The sequence below is a fragment of the Nocardioides sp. P4_G10 genome, assembly GCF_056401175.1.
The window spans coordinates 1-21,176 of the sequence record NZ_JBFUJV010000015.1 but is presented as its reverse complement, the minus strand read 5'-3'; the positions used below and the strand labels follow the sequence as shown (position 1 = coordinate 21,176).

Sequence of the window (21,176 nt, the reverse complement as noted above, 5' to 3'; positions counted from 1 at the left end):
GCTAACATCCCGGGCGTGGGGAGCGGGGTGCAGGGCACGGCGGGAGGGCCAGAGGCTGATCCTGTCGACCGCTACGGCGTGCGCGAGGAACGGCTGCTGACCGGCGCGACGGTCATCACCTTCGTACGGACGATCGCCTCCGTCGTGCTGGCGGCCATGGCCGCCCACCAGCAGAGCCTGACGCTGCTGGTCGTCGCCCTCGGCGTCTACTGGGTCGGCGACATGCTCGACGGCTTCTACGCCCGCGTGCGCGACTGCGAGACCCGCATCGGAGCCGTCCTCGACATCATGTGCGACCGGTTCAACGCCGCCGCGTTCTACATCGGCCTCGCGTGGCTGCAGCCCGACCTGTCGCCGGCGATCTTCGTCTACCTCGCCGAGTTCATGGTGATCGACTGCTTCCTGTCGATCGCCTTCCTCGCCTGGCCGATCCGCAGCCCCAACTACTTCTTCGTCGTCGACCGCACCATCTGGCTGTGGAACTGGTCCAAGCCCGCCAAGGCGGTCAACAGCGCGCTCTTCGCGGTGCTGCTGCTCGTCACCGGCTGGATGTGGGTGGGGCTCGTGATCGCCACCGCGCTGCTGGTCCTCAAGTGCGTGTCGCTGCGCCGCCTCGCGCAGATCGGCCTGCCGGTACCGGGCGCCGCGGGCTGATGCTGTTCTGGAGCGTCCTGGGCGCCTCGATCGCCTCCGCGCTGCTGCCGCTCATCAACATCGAGGCCATCCTCGTCGTCTCGGTCAGCCAGGCCCCCGGTCAGATGTGGGGGCTCCTCGTCGCGGCCACGATCGGGCAGATGCTCGGCAAGATCCTCTGGTACTGGGGCGGCATGCACGTCGAGCGCGCCCCGTGGGTCCACCGCCAGCTCGAGAAGCCCAAGGCGCGGGCCTCGCTGGACAAGTGGCACGAGCGCGCCGAGGGCCGGCCGTGGTTCACGGCCGGCCTGCTCTTCGTCTCCGCCAGCACCGGCATCCCGCCGTACGCCGTCACGGCCGTGCTCGCCGGGACGCTGCGGGTGCCGTTCTGGATCTTCATGCTGACCGGCCTGGCCGGGCGCGGCCTGCGGTTCTGGGCGGTCGTGACGGGGACCTCGTCGCTGGTGCAGCTGTTCTGAGGTCCCCGTCGACCCACCTACCTCCGGGTCACTCGGCCGCGGACCACGCCTGGCGGAGGCTGACCCGACCGCCGGTCTGAAGCAGCGCCCGGCGGTAGAGGCGCTCCCCGATCCACACGGTGACCGCGGCGAACGCGGCCAGCAGGCCCAGGGCCAGCAGCGGCTCCCACCACTCCACGCCGCCGGCCAGGATGCGCTTGGGCATCACGACCGCCGAGACGGGCGGGACGAACGACGCGATCACCTGTGCGCGGCCGTCGAGGGACAGCCCGCCGAAGAACATCACGAGCATTAGCATCGTCAGCGGCGTCGACGTCGCCTGCAGGTCCTCGGTCCGCGAGGCGAGCGACCCGGCGACCGCCCACAGGCAGGCCAGGGCGATGAAGCCCGCGAGGAAGAAGCCGATGAACCACGCCGTCGGACCCGACAGCGCCGGGACGTAGGACTTGTAGGACGTGAACGACAGCCCCACGAGTCCGACCACGAGGTAGACCATCAGCTGGATCACCGCGAGGGCCGTGTTGCCGAGCACCTTGCCGGCCAGGAGGTGCCGCACCGGGATCGCGGCAGCGATGATCTCGACGATGCGGCTCTGCTTCTCCTCGATCACCGACGACGCCAGCTGCATGCCGAAGACGAGGGCCGCGAAGTAGAACAGGAAGACGAACACGAAGCCGACGGCCTCGGCCACGCCGGCCTTCTCGGCGTCGCCGCGAAGGAAGGCCGTGGTCACCGTGCTGCCGGCCTGGAGCGACTCGACCGTCGTGCCGACCTCCGCGGCGTTGTCGGCCAGCACCTGCTGCTGCACGACCACCTCCACGACGTCGGTCAGCGAGCCCTGCTCGCTCGACTCCGAGGTCAGCTGCCAGCCGTCGTCGGTCGGGTGCAGCCAGGCGTCGACCTCGTCCTCGCGCAGCGCGGACTCGGCGGCGGCCCGGTCGTCGACCTCGACGACCGTGACCTCGACGTTCTCGTCCACCCCCGGCGCGGCGTCGGCGACCGCGGTGGCCATCGCGGCCGCGTCGGGCGTGGCGGCCAGGGTCACCGTCTCGGTCCGCTCCTCCTGCCAGGCGCTGAAGCCGATGAACCCGGCGATCAGCACCACCATGAACGCCGTACCGAGGAGGAAGGACTTGTCGGTGATCCGAGAGACGACCTCGCGGCGGGTCACGAGCAGCCACGGGGGCTCGTCGCGCCGGTCGGTGTCCCGGTTGTCGGGGCTCTGGTTGTCGGGGCTCGACGTGTCGGTTCTCATGCGGTGGCCTCCCGGTAGATCTCGCTGAGGGCCGGGCGTACCCGGACGAACTCATGGACGTCGCCGCGCCTCGTGGCCTCGGCGACGAGGTGCTGCTCGGCGCCGTCCTGGCGCACCTCGACGAGGGCGCTGGCCCCCTCGAGGTCAAGGACCTCCAGCCCGTGCAGGTCACGGACCCAACCGGCGTCGCCGCCGAGGACGAGGCGGAAGCGCGGCACCCCCGCGTCGCGCAGCTCCGCAACCGTCCCGGCGGCGACCCGGCGTCCTTGGGACAGCACGACCAGGCGGTCGCACAGTCGCTCGACGAGGTCGAGCTGGTGGCTGGAGAAGAGGACCGGCACTCCGTCGCGGGTGTACTCGCGCAGCAGGTCGACCATCGAGTCGACGGCCCTCGGGTCGAGGCCCGAGAAGGGCTCGTCGAGCACGAGCGCCGCCGGGCGGGGCAGCACCGAGGCGATGATCTGCACCCGCTGCTGGTTGCCCAGCGACAGCTTCTCCAGGTTGTCCTTGGTGCGCTCCCCCAGCCCGAACCGCTCCAGCAGCTCGGTCACCTGGGTACGGGCCGCGACGCGGTCCATTCCCTTGAGCTGGGCGATGTAGACGAGCTGGTCGAGGATCGGCTGCTTGGGGTAGAGCCCACGCTCCTCGGGCATGTAGCCGATCCGGCGGCGGTCCAGCCGGGTGATCGGCCGGCCCTGCCACAGCACCTCCCCCTCGTCGATGCCGAGCACCCCCATGACCATCCGCATGGTCGTGGTCTTGCCCGCACCGTTGCCGCCGACGAAGCCGGTCATCAGCCCGGCCGGCACCTCGAACGACACGTGGTCCACGGCGGTGTTCTCACCGAACCGTCTGGTCAGCTCCCTGATCTCCAGCATGACGACGACGCTAGTGACGCCCGGCCTGGCGGGGATCCCCCGCGGGACGGATCTGTGGGGTGGAGGTGCGATCCTCCTGGGTCACTCATCCGTCGGGAGGATGAGGCCGGCCTCGTAGGCGTAGATGACCGCCTGCACGCGGTCGCGCACGTGCAGCTTGGCGAGCACGTTGGACACGTGCGTCTTGACCGTCGCCTCGCCGAGCACGAGCGTGCCGGCGATCTCGCCGTTCGACAGTCCCCGGCCGAGCAGCACGAGCACCTCCCGCTCGCGAGCGGTGAGCAGCGCCAGCTCCTTCGGCTCGGCGCGCTCGGTCGCCACCGGCCCCGATCCGGCGTTCGCTCCCCCGGCCATCTTGCCGATGACGCGGCGGGTCACCTCCGGCGCGAGCAGCGCGTGTCCGCGACCTGCGGCGCGTACGGCGTCGAGGAGCTGCTCCGGACCGGCGTTCTTCAGCAGGAAGCCGCTCGCGCCTGCCTGGAGGGCGTCGAAGAGGTAGTCGTCGCGGTCGAAGGTCGTCACGATGACGACGCGCCCGAGGTCGTCGGCGACGAGGTGGCGGGTGGCCTCGACGCCGTCCATCCGCGGCATCTGGACGTCCATCAGCACGACGTCGGGGCGGGTCGCACGGGCCCGTTCGATCGCTTCGAGGCCGTCGGCAGCCTCGCCCACGACCTCGATGTCGTCCTCGACCGAGAGGACCATCGCGAAGCCCGAGCGCACCATGGCGTGGTCGTCGACGAGCAGGACCGTCAGCGGGCGTTCCATCACGTTGCTCCGAGGGGGTAGCGCACGCGGACCCGGTAGCCGCCCGTCACCCGCGGCCCGATGTCGACCTGCCCGTCGTGGGTGGCGGCCCGCTCGCGGATGCCGAGCTGGCCGAGCCCGCTGCCGGACGTGCCGTGCCGCGGCCGGCCGTTGTCCACGACCTCGACCTCGGCGTACGACGTGGACTCGTCGACCCGCACCACGACGGAGACGGTGTCGGCGGTGCTGTGGCGACGTACGTTGGTCAGCGCCTCCTGCACCGTGCGGTAGATCGCGAGCCCGATGCCCCGGGGCAGCCGGCTCGCGGCGCAGGTCGGGTCCTCGACGACATCGAGGTGGACGGTGAGACCCTCCTGGCTCGCCTGGGCGACCAGCTCGGGCAGGTCACCGACGCCCGCCTCGGACGTACGCGTCGCGCCTGCCGGGTCGGTCCCGTCCTCGCTGCCGTCGGCGGGACCTTCCCGGAGCGTGCCGAGGAGTCGCCGCATCTGCGCGAGCGCGTCGCGGGAGGCGTCCTCGACGTTCGCGAGGGCCGTACGCGCCGCGTCGGGGTCGCGGTCGAGGACCCGGCGGGCGGCACCTGCCTGGATGCCCATCGCGGAGACACCGTGCGCGACCACGTCGTGCAGCTCGCGGGCGATGCGCAGCCGCTCGTCGAGAACAGCCTGCTCGCGCAGCCGGCCGGCCTGGGCGGTGATGGTCGCCGCCTGCTCCTGCAGCCGCAGGCGTTGCCGGGCCGCGCGCCACGACACCCCGCCACCGACGATCGCCCCGCCGAAGTAGATGACGTTGACCAGCAGCGTCATGGCGACGGCCGACGGGATCGGCGGGAAGAGCCCGACGCGGTCGGCGTGGTCCATCTCGTCGATCATGTCCTGCGCCGCCGAGCCCACGGCGAACTGCCAGGTGATCCACGCGAACATGAAGAGCACGATCGTGCCGATCACGACCACCATCGCGCGCCGGTCGCGGGCGTACGCGACCCCGGACAGCAGGGCGACGAAGTAGACGATCTGGAGCGACACCTGCCCCATGACCTCCGGCATCGACACCCCGACGACGAACATGTGCAGCGCGGCGAGGCTCGCGACCACCAGCGGCCAGCGGCGACGCCCCAGGAGGAGCGCCGCGCCCGTCGACACGGCGAGCCACTGCGTCCAGACCGGGACGTCGGTGTGCTCGAGCCCGCCCGCGCTGCGCACCAGCTCGAGCGCGAGCAGGCTGACGGCCTCGACGCTGGCGGCCAGGACGACGTCCTGTCGACCGACCCGCGGCCGGGGCCGCTCCCACTCGTCGTCCACGCCGAACCACGTCAGGGCGCGCTGGCTCGTGCTGGGCATGGGGCGAGCGTAGGGGGCGAGCGGTGCGCCCGGATCCGTCGGGAGGCGGAGATGTGGGGCCACGAACCATCCACAGGTCGCCGTTCCGCGTCGTCGTCCACAGGCGTACGTCGCGCGCGGCCGTGGCTGTCGGGGCGCGGTGCTTGCGTGGTGCCATGACCCCGAGCCAGCTGCCGAGCGCCCCCGCCGCCGCCGTCGCGGCGACGCGCTCGGAGCTGAGGGGCGTCGTCGCGGCAGCGTTGGACCTCGAGGCCGCCGTCCTGGTGGACCTCGTCGCCGAGCTCGAGACGCTCGGCCGCACGGTGTCCGCCGCGCAGGCCGAGCTGACGGCTCGCCTGGACGCGCTGCTCACTCAGGAGCAGGCCGACGCCGGGGTGAGGCCCGAGGAGCTCGGCAAGGGCGTGGGCAACGTGGTCGCCGCGGCCCGCCGGGAGTCCCCGCACCGCGGCCGGCGACACGTCAGCCTCGCCCGGGTCGTGCAGTCCGAGCTCCCGCACACGTGGGCGGCCTGGCAGGACGGGCGCATCGACGAGTGGACCTCGACCGTGATCGCGCGAGAGACAGCCTGCCTGCCCCTCGCCCACCGCCTGGCCGTGGACGAGGTCGTCGCCGGTGACCCCGACGCGCTCGAGCGGCTCAGCCCCCGCAGGCTGCTGGCGCGGCTGCGCGCGGAGGCAGAGCGGCTCGACCCGGCGGCCTGCGTGGCCCGCCGTCGCCACGCCGAGTCCGAGCGTCGTGTGACCCTGCGCCCGGCGCCCGACTCGATGACCTGGCTGACCGCACTGCTGCCCGTCAAGGAAGGCGTCGCGGTCTACTCCGCGCTCACCCGGGTGGCCGACCGGGCCCGCGCCGCGGGCGAGGAGCGCGGACGTGGCCAGGTGATGGCCGACGCGCTGGTCGCCACGATGCTCGGGGTGCCCGCGTCCGACACCTCCCCGGACGTTCCCGCCACCCCTGTCGCCCTCGGCGTCGTGATGACCGACGCCGCCCTGTTCGGCGGCGCCGACGACGAGGCCCACGTCGACGGGTTCGGCCCGATCCCGGCCGAGCTGGCGCGGGAGATCGTGTGCGGCGCCGTCACCGCGGAGGAGGAGGTGAGCATCCGCCGGCTCTACACCTCGCCCACCACCGGGGAGCTCGTCAGCATGGACGCGCGCACGCGCACCTTCCGCGGCAACCTCGCCCGGTTCGTCCGCCTCCGCGACCGCACCTGCCGGACCCCGTGGTGCGACGCCCCGGTGCGGCACGTCGACCACGTCGAGTCCCGCGAGGACGGCGGCCCCACGTCGGCCCGCAACGGGCAGGGGCTGTGCGAGGCCTGCAACTACGCCAAGACCGCGCACCGCTGGCGGTCGAGAACCGAGCCGGACGGCAGCGTGACCACCACCTTGCCGACCGGCCATCGCCTCACCACCAGGCCGCCACCGGTCGCCACGATCCGGCGAAGGGTCCTGCCGGCGCTGCACATCGAGTACGTCCTGACCGGCTGAGGCCAGACGGCTGCGAGACTCCCGCCCATGACCGTCGTCGCGTCGCTCGCCCTCTTCGTCCTCGCCGCGCTCGCCGAGATCGGCGGTGCCTGGCTGGTCTGGCAGGGCGTCCGCGAGGGCCGCGGCTGGATCTGGGTCGGCGCCGGCTTCATCGCCCTAGGGCTCTACGGACTGGTCGCCACGCTCCAGCCCGACGCCCACTTCGGACGGATCCTGGCGGCGTACGGCGGCGTGTTCGTCGCCGGCTCGCTGGCCTGGGGGATGGTCGTGGACGGCTTCCGGCCGGACCGGTACGACGTGACGGGTGCGCTGGTCTGCCTGGTCGGGGTCGCGATGATCATGTACGCACCGCGACCCGCCTGACGGACCGCTACTCGACCGGGAGCCCGAGACCCCGCGCGATGAGCATCCGCTGGACCTCGGACGTGCCCTCGCCGATCTCGAGGACCTTGGCGTCGCGGTAGAACCGGACGACGGGGTACTCCTCCATGAAGCCGTAGCCGCCGAAGACCTGCGTCGCGATGCGGGTCGCGGTGACCGCCGACTCGGTGGCGTAGAGCTTCGCCACGGCGGCCGCCTGCTTGAACGACGCGGTGGTGACCGAGGACGAGCCGGCGTCCATCGCGTCCTTCATCGCGGCCGCCTTGTAGGTCAGCAGCCGCGAGGCGTCGAGCATCACCTGCAGGTCCGACACCTGGAAGGCGAGACCCTGCTTGCGTCCGATCGGGCCGCCGAAGGTCTGCCGCTCACCGGCGTACTGCAGGGACATGTCGAGGCACGCCTGGATGCAGCCGACCGCGAGCGCGGCGATCGCGACGCGACCGTCGTCCAGCGTCGCGAGGAACTGCGCGTAGCCGCGACCCCGCTCGCCGAGCAGGTGCGACTCCGGCACCCGCGCGTCGCTGAAGGACAGCGGGTGGGTGTCGGAGGCGTGCCAGCCAAGCTTGTCGTACGCCTTCTCCGCAGTGAAGCCAGGAGTGTCGGACGGGACGATGATCGTCGAGATCTCCGGACGCCCGTCGGCACGCTCACCGGTGCGGGCGGTGACCGTGACGAGCGAGGTGATGTCCGAGCCCGAGTTGGTGATGAACTGCTTCGAGCCGTTGACGACCCACTCGCCGCCGTCGAGCACCGCCTTGGTCTTGGTCGCACCGGCGTCGGAGCCCGCGCCGGGCTCGGTCAGTCCGAAGCCAGCGATCTTGTCGCCGGCGACGAGCTCGGGCAGCCACGTCTTCTTCTGCTCGTCGGTGCCGAAGGTGAGGATCGGGTTGATCCCGAGCCCGACCGCGGCCTCGAGCGTGATGCCCATCGACTGGTCGACGCGGCCGATCTCCTCGATCGCCAGGCACAGCGAGGTGAAGCCGCCGCCCTCGCCCGCCATGCCGGCGCCGCCGAACTCCTCCGGAGCCGTCAGCCCCATCAGGCCGAGCGCACCCATCTTCTGGACCACGTCGGTCGGGAAGTGGTGGTCACGGTCCCACTGCGCGGCGTGCGGCGCGATCTCCGCCTCGGCGAAGTCGCGGACGCTGCGGCGGAACTGCTCGTGCTCGGGGGACAGCTCGAAGGTCATGCCTCGCACCCTAGCGCCGGAGGTTAGCGATCGCTAACCCCCAGGACCGCTTGCTGTGGGACGCTCACGGGATGGAGGTGGCCGCACACCTGCCGCAGGTCGCGACGAGCGGCGACCGTCCCGACGTGGGCCGCGTGCGGGACGTGGTCGAGGCCGCCCGCGACCTCGGGCTGGCGGCGGTCTGCGCCAACGACCACCTCACCTTCCACCGGCCGTGGCTCGACGGGCCGACCCTCCTCGCCGCGGTCGCGGACCGCGCCGGCGGGATGGACCTCGCCACGACGGTCGCGCTGCCCTCGCTGCGCGGTCCCGCCCAGCTCGCCGCGGCGCTCACGACTCTGGCCACCCTTGCGCCGGGCCGGGTCGTCGCCGGGGTCGGGGCCGGCTCGTCGGCGGCGGACCACGCGGCGGCCGGGGTGCGGTTCGACGACCGCTGGCCGCAGTTCGAGGAGTCGCTGCACGTCCTGCGCGGGCTGCTGGGCGGCGGATCGCTGCCAGCCAGGTGGGTCGAGATCCTCGACGGTTCCAGGCGGGTCGAACCACCCGCGCCGGTTCCGATCTGGGTCGCCAGCTGGGGGTCGCCGGCCGGACTGCGGCGCGTCGCCCGGTGGGGCGACGGCTGGCTCGCGTCGGCGTACAACACCTCGCCGGAGGCGTTCGCGGAGGGACGCCGACGACTCGCGCAGGAGCGCGCCCGGCTCGACCGCCCAGACCTCCCCGCCGCGGTGGCGACGATGTGGACGTGGGTCACCGACGACCCCGCGGATGCGGAGCGGGCGCTCGTCGACGTGCTGGCGCCACTCGTCAGGCGCGACCCGGGCGAGCTGCGTGACCGGGTGTGCGTCGGGACCCCGGAGCACTGCGCCGACCTGCTGGGGCGGTACGCCGCGGCGGGTTGCTCGCGGATCCACGTCTGGCCGCTCGGCGACGAGATTGCCCAGCTCGAGCGCCTCGTCGACGACGTGCTCCCCCGGTTGCTCGCCTGAGCCGAGAGGCGCGCCAGCAGGCCGCAAGGACCGAACTGCAGGCGCACCCAGGCCGACCGACCCGTCAGCGCCGCGCCCGCGTGGCGCGCAGGAGCAGCTCGGTCATCCGGGTCGTCGCGTGGGTGCGGTAGTCGCTCGCGGGCAGGGCGACCGCCAGCTGCCGCACCGGCCCCGGCCCCCGCAGGTCGCGCGTCGTGACGCCGCGGACCCGCACCGAGGCGGCGAGGCCGGGTACGACGGCCACGCCCAGGCCGGCGGCCACCAACGCCTGCACGGCGACGTGGTCGTCCGACACCACGCCCACGCGGGGCGAGAAGCCCTGCGCCCGACAGGCGTCGCGGACCACGCGGAACCACGTGCTGCCACCGGCGCCGCCGACCCAGGTCTCGCCACGAAGGTCGCGCAGGCTCGGGTCGCGGTCGGCCCTCGCGAACCGGTGCCCGCTGGGGAGCACCACCCGGTAGGCGTCGTCGAAGAGCGGGACGACCTCGAGGTCGCTCGCCTGGTCCGGGGCGGACGTCGAGGTGAACACCACGGCCAGGTCGAGCTCGCGCTCGCGCAGCCGCGGCAGCAGGCCCTGCACGTGGTCGTCGACCACGGTCAGCACGACGTCCGGCAGCTCCGCGCGCAGCCGGGCGATGGCGCCCGGCACGAACGACGCGAGGGCGGTCGGCACGCTGCCGAGCCGCAGACGCCGCTCCTGCCGACCGAGGACGTCGAGGAGGTCGCGCTCGGCGGCGTCGAGGCGGCCGACGACGGCCCGGGCGTGCTCGGCCAGCACGTGCCCGGCGGGAGTCAGCTGCACCGGCCGCGCCCCGCGGTCCACGAGGCCGGCCCCGACCTGGCGCTCCAGCGCGGCCACGTGCTGGCTGACCGCCGACTGGCTGACGCCCAGCGCCGCGGCGGCACCGGAGAACGATCCCGCCGCCTCGACGGCGGCGAGGGCCTGCAGGCGCGGGCCAGCCGTTATCAGCCTCACTTATCAGACGATAGCAATCAGCCTCTCCACTGATGAGACATCCGGGCGACCGTGGCGGTCCACACCCATCGAGGAGACAGCCATGACCACCACCGACCAGCCCGGCCAGCCCGGCCAGCAGTCGCTCGAGGAGCCGCTCGACGAGCAGCGCCTGATGTCCTTCGTCTTCCGCGCCGTGGACGAGGTCGGCGCGACCCTCAACGCGGCGCTCGTCGTGCTGGGCGACAAGCTCGGCTGGTACGAGGCGCTCGCCGAGCGCGGTCCGATGACGGCCGAGGCGCTCGCCGACGCCGCCGGCACCGCCCTGCCCTACACCCGCGAGTGGCTCAACGCGCAGGCCGCCGGATCGTTCGTCGACTACGACCCGACGACCGCTCGCTACACCCTCCCGCCGGAGCACGCCGTGGCCCTCACCGACGCCGACAGCCCGGCGTACCTCCCCGGGCTCTTCCAGATCGCCCTCGGCACCGTGGCCGACAGCCAGCGCCTCGTCGACGTCGTACGTCGCGGGGGCGGGATCGGCTGGCCGGAGCACAGCGGCGACGTGCACGAGGGCTGCGAGCGGTTCTTCCGGCCGTCCTACCGCGCCTACCTCGTCGACTCCTGGCTCCCGGCCGTGGGGGTCGCCGACCGCCTGCGCGCCGGCGCCGACGTCGCCGACGTGGGCTGTGGGCACGGCGCGTCGACCATCCTGATGGCCACCGCGTTCCCAGCGTCCCGGTTCGTCGGCTCCGACCCGCACGCCCCGTCGATCGACGTCGCGCGCCGCAAGGCCGAGGAGGCCGGCGTCGCGGACCGGGTCCGCTTCGAGGTCGCCGACGCGGCCGGGTTCAGCGGCACCGGCTTCGACCTGGTGGCGACCTTCGACTCGCTCCACGACATGGGCGACCCGGTCGGCGCCGCGCGCCACGTCCGCTCGGCGCTCGCCGACGACGGCGTGTGGATGGTCGTCGAGCCGATGGCCGGCGACCACGTCGAGGACAACCTCACGCCCGTCGGCCGTGCCTACTACGGCTTCTCGACCCTGCTCTGCACCCCCGCCTCGCTGTCGCAGGAGGTCGGGCTGGCGCTCGGCACGCAGGCCGGGCCGGCGCGGATCCGGGCGGTGGTCGAGCAGGCCGGTTTCGGCTCGGTGCGCAGCGCCGCCGAGACGCCGTTCCACCGCGTGATGGAGGTCCGCGTCGCGGTGTGACGGACGCGATTCCGCGCACCCCACGATCCGGGTCTAGGGTTAGGGCAGCCTAAGCAAAGTAAGGACGCCCCCTCGTGTCGACTCCCCCCCGCCGCGCGACCAAGCGCGCCAGTGTGGCCCTGGCCGCGACCCTCCTGACCGCCTCCACCCTGTCCGGGTGCGGCGTCTTCGGGTCGCCCGACCTCGTCGTCTACAACGCCCAGCACGAGGAGCTCCTCGACGAGATCGTGCCGATGTTCGAGGAGCAGTCCGGTCTCGACGTCGAGCTGCGCAGCGGCAAGGACCTCGAGATGGCCAACCAGATCGTCGAGGAGGGCACGGATTCCCCCGCCGACGTGTTCCTCACCGAGAACTCGCCCGCGATGAGCATCGTCGACAACGCCGGCCTGTTCGCGGAGCTGCCCGAGGCCGCCACGGCGTCGATCCCCGACGAGTACGTCCCGTCGGACCGCGCGTGGACCGGCTTCCTGGCCCGCTCCACCGTCGCGATGTACAACACCGACACGATGACCGACGCCGACATGCCCGACTCGATCCTCGACTTCGCCGACCCCGAGTGGAAGGGCCGCGTGGCCTTCTCCCCGACCGGTGCCGACTTCCAGGCGATCGTGTCCGCCGTCCTCGAGCTCGAGGGCGAGCAGGCCACGGCCGACTGGCTCGCCGGTCTCGAGGAGAACGGCGTCATCGTGCAGAACAACCTCGTCGTGATGCAGTCCGTGGACTCCGGCGAGGTCGACGCCGGCATCGCCTACCACTACTACTGGTACCGCGACCGCCAGGAGAACGGCAGCGACTCCGACAGCTCGGCGCTGCACTTCTTCGGCAACCAGGACCCCGGCGCGTTCCTCAGCATCTCCGGCGCCGGCATCCTCGACAGCAGCGAGCACAAGGACGCCGCCGAAGAGTTCGTCACCTGGCTGACCAGCACCGACGCGCAGCAGGCGATGGCGGAGTCGTACGCCCTGGAGTACCCGCTCAACCCCGACGCGAAGCTCGACCCCGCGGTCAAGCCGTTCGACGAGCTCGAGCCGCCCACCGTCGACGTGGCGAGCCTCAACGGTCCGCAGGTGACCGAGCTGATGACCGCGGCAGGCCTCCTCTGACCACGTACGCCCGGACCGGGCGTCGCGCACCGCGGCCACTGCTGGTCGCGGGGGCGGCGGTCGCGGTCCTGGCGCTGGTGCCGCTGGCCTACGTGGCCTTCTACGTCGTGATCATCGGCCCCGTCGACCTCTGGCACCTCCTGGCCCGCCCGCGCATCGCCGAGCTGCTGCGCAACACCGTCACCCTGGCGATCGCGTGCATGGCCGCCACCGCTGCCCTCGGCGTCTCGCTCGGCGTCCTCGTCGAGCGCACCGACCTGCCCGGACGGCGCCTGTGGCACGGCCTGCTCGTCGCACCACTCGCCGTCCCCGCGTTCGTCAACGGCTACGCCTGGGTCTCGCTCGACCGCAGCGTCCACGGGTTCACCGGTGCCTTCACCGTCGTCACGCTCTCCTACTACCCGCTGGTCTACCTCCCCGTCGTCGCGATGCTGCGCCGCCTCGACCCGGCGCTCGAGGAGTCGGCCTGGTCGCTCGGCCACTCCCGCGCGCGCACCTTCCGCACGGTCGTCCTCCCGCAGCTGCGCCCCGCCCTGCTCGGCGGCGCGCTGCTGGTCGGGCTCCACCTGCTCGCCGAGTTCGGCGCGCTGTCGCTGCTGCGCTTCCCGACCTTCACCACCGCGATCTACGACCAGTACGGCTCGACCTTCAACGGCGCCGCGGCCACCGCGATGGCCGTCGTCCTGGTCCTGCTCTGCCTGGTGCTGCTGCTCGCCGAGCTGCGCCTGCGCGGCAACCGGAGGTACGCCCGGCTGGGCCGCGGCGCCGCCCGCAGCGCCGTACCCGTCGCGCTCGGACCGTGGCGCTGGCCGCTCCTCAGCGTCGTCGGGGCCGTGGTGGTCCTCGCCCTCGGCATCCCCGCCTACTCCCTGCTGCGCTGGCTGGTCGTCGGCACGTCGACCGAGTTCCCGATGGCCGAGCTGGCCGAGGCGCTCGTCGCGACGGTCGCGCTCGCGCTCGCCGGAGCGGTCGTCACGACGCTCGCCGCGATCCCGGTGGTCTGGCTGGCCGTGCGCCACCGCGGCTGGGCGAGCACCGTGATCGAACGCAGCACCTACATCGCCAACGCGCTGCCGGGCATCGTCGTCGGCCTCGCCCTCGTCGTGGCGTCACTGCGCCTCGTGCCGGGGATCTACCAGACCGCCGCCCTGCTCGTCGCGGCGTACGTCATCCTCTTCCTGCCGCGAGCCGTGGTGACGGTCCGCGCCGGGCTGGAGCAGGCGCCCACCGTGCTCGACGACGTCGCGCACAGCCTCGGCACCGGCCCGCTCGCGACCGCGCGCCGGGTGACCCTGCCGCTCATCGCGCCGAGCCTCGGCGCGGGCGCGGCGCTGGTCTTCCTCGCGATCTCCACCGAGCTCACCGCGACGCTCATGCTGTCGCCGATCGGCACCCACACGCTGGCCACCGAGTTCTGGTCGGCCTCCTCCGAGCTCCGCTACGGCGCCGCGGCCCCCTACGCGCTGCTGCTGGTGCTCGTCTCGATCCCCGCCACGGTGCTGCTGATGCGCTCCGACAGCCCCGCCACCCGCACGGAGAGAATTCCGGTATGAGCTCGCTCACGATCACCGGCGTCACGAAGTCCTTCGGCGCAGGGGCCTCGGCCACCCGCGCCGTGGACGACGTCACCCTCCACGTGCCGCACGGCTCGTTCACGACCGTGCTCGGCCCGTCCGGCTGCGGGAAGACGACCCTGCTGCGGCTCATCGCCGGCTTCCTGCTCCCCGAGTCGGGCAGCATCGCCTTCGGCGACACGACCGTCGCCGGCGAGGGCGTGCGCCCCGTGGCGCCGCAGGCGCGGCGGGTCGGCTACGTCCCCCAGGAAGGGGCGCTGTTCCCGCACCTCAACGTGGCCGCCAACATCGCGTTCGGCCTGCCGCGGGACGCCCGCGGGGGTCAGGACGGTCGCGACCGCGTCGCCGAGATGCTCGACCTCGTCGAGCTGCCCACCGACTTCCGCGACCGTCGCCCGGACGAGCTGTCGGGCGGCCAACAGCAGCGCGTGGCTCTGGCCCGCTCGCTCGCGCCGCAGCCCGCCGTCGTGCTCCTCGACGAGCCGTTCTCCTCCCTCGACGCCAGCCTGCGCGGCAGCACGTCGCGGGCCGTGCGCCGCGCCCTCGAGGCGACGAACACCACCGCCCTGCTGGTCACCCACGACCAGAACGAGGCCCTCTCGCTCGCCGACCAGGTCGCCGTGATGCGCGCCGGCCGGCTGGTGCAGTCGGCGACGCCGAGCCAGGTCTACCTCTCCCCCACCGACCCGCAGGTCGCCGAGTTCGTCGGCCGCGCCGTCGTGCTGCCCGGCACCGCCACCGACGCCCGCGCGACCTGCTCGCTGGGCGAGGTCGTGCTGACCGAGCCGACCACCGGGCCGGTCGCGCTGATGATCCGCCCCGAGCAGGTCTTCGTCGACCTCGCGCACGACGAGGGCGTGCGCGGCACGGTCGAGGAGGTCAGCTACTACGGGCACGACTGCGCCGTGCAGGTCCGCCTCGACGACGGGACCTCGGTCCTCGCTCGGATGGCGGGCGTGCGCCACCCCGGCCCCGGCGACACCGTCCACCTGCGCGTCACCGGCCTGGTCCGGGCCTACCACCCGACGGACACGCCGTGACGCTCACGTCGCCCCACCCCGCGCTGCACCCCCTGCACCCGCTGCACCCGCTGCACCCCGCGCCAGACCTGGGCAGGAGGGTCGCACCGGCGGTCGGCCCGGTCCTCGACCACGCGCGCTTCGGCGCCGCTCCCGCCGTGCTCGCCGGCGACGAGGTCCTCACCCACGCCGACCTCGCCGGGCGCGTCGCGGACCGCGCGGCCACCTGGGGCCCCGCCCGCCGGCTCGTCCTGGTCGAGGGCGCCAACGACCTCGACTCGCTCGTCGCCTACCTCGCCGCGCTCCAGCACGGCCACGTCGCCCTCGTCGTCCCCGACGGCCGACCTGCGCAGCGTGACGCGACCGTCGCGGCCTACGACCCGGACGTGGTCTGCACGCCCGGCGCGCGCGACGACGTACGCCGCCCCACGAGCGCGCACGACCTGCACCCCGACCTCGCCCTCCTGCTGAGCACCTCCGGCACCACCGGCTCGCCCAAGCTCGTACGGCTGTCCCGCGACAACGTCGCCAGCAACGCCGCGGCCATCGCCGACTACCTCGCGCTCACCCCTGCCGACCGTGCGGTCACCACCCTGCCGCTGCACTACTGCTACGGCCTGTCCGTGCTGCACTCCCACCTCGCGGTCGGCGCGAGCGTCGTGCTGACCGACCTGAGCGTCGTCGACGCCTGCTTCTGGGACCTCTTCGACCGCACCGGCGTGACCGGCCTCGCCGGGGTGCCGCACACCTTCGACCTGCTGGCCGCCAGCGGCTTCGAGGACCGCGACCTGCCGACGCTGCGGCAGGTCACCCAGGCCGGCGGCCGGCTAGCACCGGAGGACGTGCGCCGCTGGAGCCGCTCCGGTCGCAGCCGCGGGTGGGACCTCGTGGTGATGTACGGCGCCACCGAGGCCACGGCCCGGATGGCGTGGCTGCCGCCGGACCTCGCCGAGGACCACCCCGACAGCATCGGCCTCGCGATCCCCGGCGGGCACCTGCACCTCGACGAGTCCGTCGACGACCGGCCCGGCGTCGGGGAGCTCGTCTACACCGGCCCCAACGTGATGCTCGGCTACGCCGAGGAGCCCGCCGACCTCGCCCTCCCCCGCGTGACGACCGAGCTGCGCACCGGCGACCTCGCCCGCGAGCGCCACGGCCTCTTCGCGGTGGTGGGACGACGCAACCGCTGGGGCAAGGTGTTCGGCCTGCGCATCGACCTCGATGCCGTCGAGCAGGGCCTGCGCGCCGACGTCGACCGGCACGCCCGGGTGGTCGCGACGGGCCGCGGCGTCCACGCCTTCGTCACGAGCGGACGCGGCAGCGCCGCCGCACGCGCGCTCGTCGCCGACCGGTGCGGCGTACCTCCGCACGCGGTGCGGGTCATCGTCGTGCCGCAGGTGCCGCTCACGAGCAGCGGCAAGCCCGACTACGCCGCCCTCGGCGAGCTCGCCACGCAGGTCGAACGGGAGGTCGAGCGGGAGGACGGCACGACAGCCGCGCCCGACCGCCACGCCCGCACCGTCCGCGCCGACGTCGTCCGCGTGCTCGGCCGCCCCGACGCGACCGACGCCGACTCGTTCGTCTCGCTCGGCGGCGACTCGCTGTCCTACGTCGAGCTCGCGACCCGACTCGCCGACCACTTCCCGCACGGGCTGCCCGCGGGGTGGCACGTGCGCGGGATCGGGGAGCTCGAGCGCCTCGCGGCGACCGCCGACGTCCGGCCGGACGCCGACGGGACGACCGGCGCCTCGACGGGGGCCGACCGCCCGCGGCGCCGCACGACGTACCTCGACACCACGGTCGCGCTGCGGGCGCTCGCGATCCTGCTCATCGTCGCCAGCCACGTGGACCTCGTCGGCCTCGAGGGCGGCGCCCACCTGCTCCTCGCCCTCGCCGGCTTCAACTTCGCGCGCTTCCAGCTCTCCGCGCCCGGCGGCGCCCGCACCCGGCTGCGGCACGGCCTCGCCGGCCTGGCCCAGCTCGTCGTACCGGCGGTGCTGTGGGTCGGTGGCGTCGCGCTCGTGCTCGGCAGCTACGACCTCACGACCGTCCTGTTCGTCCGCGAGGTGGTCAACAGCTCGGAGTGGGACGACCAGTGGCAGCTGTGGTTCCTCGAGTCGCTCGTGTGGCTCACCGCCGCCGCGCTGGCCGTCACCACGCTCCCGGTGCTGCACCGCCTCGAGCGGCGTACGCCGTTCCGCTTCGCGCTCGGCGTGCTGGCCGTGACGACCGTCGCCCGCGTTGCCGAGGTCGGCCTCCGCGCCGGCCCGACCGAGCGCTACACCACGCTCGTGGTGGCATTCTTCTTCGCCCTCGGCTGGACGGGCGCTCGTGCCGCGACCACCCGGCAGCGCCTGATCGTCTCCGGCGTGGCCCTCCTGCTGGTCGTCGGCTTCTTCGGTGAGGTGCACCGCGAGGTCATCGTCGTCGGGGGCTTCCTGCTGCTCCTGTGGCGCCCGCACCTGCCGGTCACGCCGCTGCTCGCGCGGGTCGCGGGGGTGCTGGCCACGGCGAGCCTGTTCATCTACCTCACGCACTGGCAGGTCTACCCGGCCCTCGAGGACGCAGGTCACCAGTGGCTCGCGCTTGTGGCGTCGCTCACAGTGGGGATCGCCTACGCGCACGTCGTACGACCCGTGCACCAAGCAGTCGGTCGCGCCGTGCTCGGGTCGCGGTAGCCTGCCGAGCGGTACGCCCTCCGGCTGCCCGTCGCCACCCAGCCAGTGTCACCGCCAGGAGTAGTCGCGTGAGTCTGAAGAAGGTCCTCATCGCCAACCGCGGCGAGATCGCCGTCCGCGTCATCCGCGCCTGCAAGGACGCCGGCATCGGGTCGGTCGCGGTCTACGCCGACCCGGACCGCGACGCCCTCTTCGTGCGCCTCGCCGACGAGGCCCACTCCCTCGGTGGCGCCACCCCGGCCGAGTCCTACCTCGACATCGCCAAGATCATCGCGATCGCGGAGAAGTCCGGCGCCGACAGCATCCACCCCGGCTACGGGTTCCTCGCCGAGAACGCCGAGTTCGCCCAGGCCGTCATCGACGCCGGGCTGATCTGGATCGGTCCCCCGCCCGCCGCGATCGAGGCGCTGGGCGACAAGGCCCGGGCCAAGCACATCGCCGACAAGGCGAAGGCCCCCCTCGCGCCGGGCACCAAGGACCCGGTGAAGGACGCCGACGAGGTCGTCGAGTTCGCCAAGGCCAACGGCCTGCCGGTCGCGATCAAGGCCGTCTTCGGCGGCGGCGGCCGCGGCCTCAAGGTCGCCCGCACGCTCGAGGAGATCCCCGACGCCTACGAGTCCGCGGTCCGCGAGGCCGTCACCGCCTTCGGCCGCGGCGAGTGCCTGGTCGAGAAGTTCCTCGACAAGCCCCGCCACGTCGAGACCCAGTGCCTCGCCGACCAGCACGGCAACGTCGTCGTCGTCTCCACCCGCGACTGCTCGCTGCAGCGCCGCAACCAGAAGCTCGTCGAGGAGGCCCCCGCGCCGTTCCTCACCGACGAGCAGGTCGCCGAGCTCTACGCCTCCTCCAAGCGGATCCTCACCGAGGCTGGCTACCACGGCGCCGGGACGTGCGAGTTCCTCGTCGCCCAGGACGGCACCATCTCCTTCCTCGAGGTCAACACCCGCCTCCAGGTCGAGCACTGCGTCTCCGAGGAGGTCACCGGCATCGACCTCGTCCGCGAGATGTTCCGCATCGCCGCCGGCGAGGAGCTCGGCTACGACGACCCGGAGATCCGCGGCCACTCCATCGAGTACCGCATCAACGCCGAGGACGGCGGCCGCAACTTCATGCCCGCCCCCGGCACCCTCACCCGCTGGCACCCCCCGGCCGGCCCCGGCGTTCGCCTGGACGGCGGCTACGACCAGGGCGAGACCATCCCCGGGTCCTTCGACTCCCTCATCGCCAAGCTCATCGTCACCGGCCGCGACCGCACCCAGGCGCTCGAGCGCTCCCGCCGCGCCCTCGACGAGTTCGTCGTCGACGGCATGCCCACCGTCATCCCGTTCCACCGCGCCGTGGTCCGCGACCCCGCCTACGTCGGCGCCTCCACGCCCACCGGCGACGGCGAGTTCACCGTCTACACCCAGTGGATCGAGACCGAGTTCGACAACCAGATCGAGCCGTACGCCGGCGACGCCGCCGAAGCGGAGGACGCCGGCGAGCGGCAGAAGGTCACCGTCGAGGTCGGCGGCAAGCGCCTCGAGGTCGTGCTGCCCGCCGGGCTCGGCGGGATCGGCGCAGGTGGGTCGAGCGGCGGCGGCGCGAAGAAGGCCAAGCGCACCGCCAAGAAGGCCGGCGCGAAGGCCTCCGGCGACGCCGTCACCTCCCCGATGCAGGGCACGATCGTCAAGGTCGTCGTCACCGACGGCCAGGAGGTCGCCGAGGGCGACACCATCGTCGTCATGGAGGCGATGAAGATGGAGCAGCCCCTCAAGGCCCACAAGGCCGGCACCGTCACCGGCCTGCAGGCCGAGGTCGGCGCCACCGTCACCAACGGCGCCGTGATCTGCGAGATCAAGGACTGATCGCCGACTACTGGGCGGTGGCCCAGCGACATTTCCGCTGGCCGGAACGTGGCTGGGCCGCCGCTCATTTCGTGCCGCCACCCGACACGCCGGCCGGCGGTGACGCACCCACATTCGACAGCCTTGGGTTCAAGGTCTGGATGCAACACCTCGTGATGAAGGGGTGTCTGTGATGGCGGCTCGGCGGGTGTTTCCGCAGCAGGTTCGTCGTGAGTTCTGGTGTCTTGTACGCGATGGGCTGACGGTCGCGGAGGCGGCGCAGAGGGTTGGCGCGTCGCGGTTCGCGGGGATGGATTGGTACCGCGAGCGTGGTGGGGTGATGCCCCCGTGYGATCCGCCGGCGAKACTCAGGCCGCGTTTGAGTTTCGAACAGCGYGAAGAGATCGCGGYGCTCCATGCCGCCGACGTGTCCAACGCAGAGATCGCCCGGGTGGTGGGGTGTCATCGCGCCACCGTCGGYCGAGAACTCAGGGCCGGGTCGACCCTGTTTCCCGACCGCCGCCCGAAGTATCGGGCCAGCGCGGCCCAACTGGCTGCCGACCGACGTGCCAGGCGGGTGCGGGGCGGGAAGCTGGCKTCGAGCCCGCGGCTTCGCGCCGCGGTGCAGGTGATGCTCGAGGATGAGTTGTCGCCCGAGCAGGTCGCGGCACAGTTGAGGATCGACTTCCCCGACGATGTGGAGATGCGGTTGAGCCACGAGTCGATCTACCAGGCCCTGTACGTCCAGGGCCGCGGTGAACTRCGCCGTGACCTGCRCAAACGGCTCCGGACCGGACGCGCGGTCCGCAAGGTCCGTCGAGTCGAAGGTGAGCGGCGCGGCCGGATCCCCGGRATGGTCAACATCAGCCAACGACCRGCCGAGGTCACCGACCGGGCCGTGCCGGGGCACTGGGAAGGCGACTTGATCATGGGCTCGACCGCGTCGAACTCCGCGATCGGGACTCTGGTCGAACGGGCCAGCCGGTTCGTGATGCTGCTCCACCTCCCCGACGGGCACGGCGCYGACGCGGTCGCCGAGGCCATGGTCGAAACGATGAGCCAGCTCCCCGWGACCCTGCGACGCACCCTGACCTGGGACCAGGGCCACGAGATGACCTCACACCCCGCGATCGCTGCCGCGACCGGCCTGGACATCTACTTCTGCGACCCCCACTCGCCCTGGCAGCGCGGCAGCAACGAAAACACCAACGGCCTGCTGCGCCAGTACTTCCCCAAAAGCACCGACCTGTCGGTCTACCAGCTCGACTACCTCGACCACGTCGCCGCCAAGCTCAACCGCAGACCCCGCAAGACCCTCGGCTGGAAGACACCGGCACAGGCACTCGACGAACTACTGTCGAACCCACCAAAACCAACCGGTGTTGCATCCACCGCTTGAATCCGCC

General features: G+C 72.8%; 18 protein-coding genes. 12 read left to right on the top strand and 6 right to left on the bottom strand.

Annotated features, from left to right (window positions below; all coding sequences use genetic code 11):
- Positions 1-15 precede the first annotated feature (15 nt).
- Both AC1DP1_RS15390 and AC1DP1_RS15385 read left to right on the top strand, forming a co-directional pair.
- Positions 16-654, top strand: coding sequence for a CDP-alcohol phosphatidyltransferase family protein (locus AC1DP1_RS15390; protein WP_300050451.1), 639 nt, complete (start codon positions 16-18; stop codon positions 652-654).
- Positions 654-1,112, top strand: a complete 459-nt coding sequence (locus AC1DP1_RS15385; protein WP_477507547.1) for a VTT domain-containing protein — start codon at positions 654-656, stop codon at positions 1,110-1,112. The genes AC1DP1_RS15390 and AC1DP1_RS15385 overlap by 1 nt, the downstream gene beginning before the upstream one ends.
- Before the next feature lie 28 nt (positions 1,113-1,140).
- Here the strand turns inward: AC1DP1_RS15385 and AC1DP1_RS15380 are convergent, their stop codons facing one another.
- The 4 genes from AC1DP1_RS15380 to AC1DP1_RS15365 form a co-directional block, all read right to left on the bottom strand.
- Positions 1,141-2,367, bottom strand: a complete 1,227-nt coding sequence (locus AC1DP1_RS15380) for an ABC transporter permease (protein WP_477507546.1) — start codon at positions 2,365-2,367, stop codon at positions 1,141-1,143.
- Positions 2,364-3,245: an ABC transporter ATP-binding protein gene (locus AC1DP1_RS15375; protein ID WP_300050444.1), complete on the bottom strand. Its 882-nt coding sequence runs from the start codon at positions 3,243-3,245 to the stop codon at positions 2,364-2,366. Before AC1DP1_RS15375 ends, AC1DP1_RS15380 begins: the two co-directional genes overlap by 4 nt.
- Before the next feature lie 81 nt (positions 3,246-3,326).
- Entirely contained in the window at positions 3,327-4,013 is a 687-nt protein-coding gene (locus AC1DP1_RS15370; RefSeq protein ID WP_477507545.1) for a response regulator, read from the bottom strand.
- On the bottom strand, positions 4,013-5,353 hold the full coding sequence (locus tag AC1DP1_RS15365) for a sensor histidine kinase (RefSeq protein WP_477507544.1): 1,341 nt from the start codon (positions 5,351-5,353) through the stop codon (positions 4,013-4,015). The genes AC1DP1_RS15370 and AC1DP1_RS15365 overlap by 1 nt, the downstream gene beginning before the upstream one ends.
- 155 nt (positions 5,354-5,508) lie before the next feature.
- Between AC1DP1_RS15365 and AC1DP1_RS15360 the strand changes: the two genes are divergently transcribed.
- Positions 5,509-6,843, top strand: a complete 1,335-nt coding sequence (locus AC1DP1_RS15360) for an HNH endonuclease (protein ID WP_477507543.1) — start codon at positions 5,509-5,511, stop codon at positions 6,841-6,843.
- 27 nt (positions 6,844-6,870) lie between these two features.
- Positions 6,871-7,206, top strand: coding sequence for a YnfA family protein (locus tag AC1DP1_RS15355; protein WP_477507541.1), 336 nt, complete (start codon positions 6,871-6,873; stop codon positions 7,204-7,206).
- 7 nt (positions 7,207-7,213) lie between these two features.
- Here the strand turns inward: AC1DP1_RS15355 and AC1DP1_RS15350 are convergent, their stop codons facing one another.
- Entirely contained in the window at positions 7,214-8,413 is a 1,200-nt protein-coding gene (locus tag AC1DP1_RS15350) for an acyl-CoA dehydrogenase family protein (RefSeq protein ID WP_477507540.1), read from the bottom strand.
- A 71-nt stretch (positions 8,414-8,484) separates the two neighbouring features.
- Here AC1DP1_RS15350 and AC1DP1_RS15345 point away from each other — a divergent pair, with 71 nt between their 5' ends.
- Positions 8,485-9,399, top strand: coding sequence for an LLM class flavin-dependent oxidoreductase (locus AC1DP1_RS15345; RefSeq protein WP_477507539.1), 915 nt, complete (start codon positions 8,485-8,487; stop codon positions 9,397-9,399).
- A 64-nt stretch (positions 9,400-9,463) separates the two neighbouring features.
- Here AC1DP1_RS15345 and AC1DP1_RS15340 read toward each other — a convergent pair whose 3' ends face one another.
- Positions 9,464-10,378: a LysR family transcriptional regulator gene (locus AC1DP1_RS15340; RefSeq protein WP_477507538.1), complete on the bottom strand. Its 915-nt coding sequence runs from the start codon at positions 10,376-10,378 to the stop codon at positions 9,464-9,466.
- A gap of 82 nt (positions 10,379-10,460) precedes the next feature.
- Between AC1DP1_RS15340 and AC1DP1_RS15335 the strand changes: the two genes are divergently transcribed.
- From AC1DP1_RS15335 to AC1DP1_RS15305, 7 genes are all read left to right on the top strand, one after another.
- Entirely contained in the window at positions 10,461-11,570 is a 1,110-nt protein-coding gene (locus AC1DP1_RS15335) for a class I SAM-dependent methyltransferase (protein ID WP_477507537.1), read from the top strand.
- A gap of 74 nt (positions 11,571-11,644) precedes the next feature.
- Positions 11,645-12,673, top strand: a complete 1,029-nt coding sequence (locus AC1DP1_RS15330) for an iron ABC transporter substrate-binding protein (protein ID WP_477507536.1) — start codon at positions 11,645-11,647, stop codon at positions 12,671-12,673.
- Between the two features lie 77 nt (positions 12,674-12,750).
- Positions 12,751-14,226, top strand: a complete 1,476-nt coding sequence (locus AC1DP1_RS15325; protein WP_477507535.1) for an ABC transporter permease — start codon at positions 12,751-12,753, stop codon at positions 14,224-14,226.
- Entirely contained in the window at positions 14,223-15,287 is a 1,065-nt protein-coding gene (locus tag AC1DP1_RS15320; RefSeq protein WP_477507534.1) for an ABC transporter ATP-binding protein, read from the top strand. The genes AC1DP1_RS15325 and AC1DP1_RS15320 overlap by 4 nt, the downstream gene beginning before the upstream one ends.
- On the top strand, positions 15,284-17,944 hold the full coding sequence (locus AC1DP1_RS15315) for an AMP-binding protein (RefSeq protein WP_477507533.1): 2,661 nt from the start codon (positions 15,284-15,286) through the stop codon (positions 17,942-17,944). The genes AC1DP1_RS15320 and AC1DP1_RS15315 overlap by 4 nt, the downstream gene beginning before the upstream one ends.
- A gap of 68 nt (positions 17,945-18,012) precedes the next feature.
- Positions 18,013-19,791, top strand: a complete 1,779-nt coding sequence (locus AC1DP1_RS15310; RefSeq protein WP_477507532.1) for an acetyl/propionyl/methylcrotonyl-CoA carboxylase subunit alpha — start codon at positions 18,013-18,015, stop codon at positions 19,789-19,791.
- A 238-nt stretch (positions 19,792-20,029) separates the two neighbouring features.
- Positions 20,030-21,169, top strand: coding sequence for an IS30 family transposase (locus tag AC1DP1_RS15305; RefSeq protein WP_477507690.1), 1,140 nt, complete (start codon positions 20,030-20,032; stop codon positions 21,167-21,169).
- Positions 21,170-21,176: the final 7 nt, after the last annotated feature.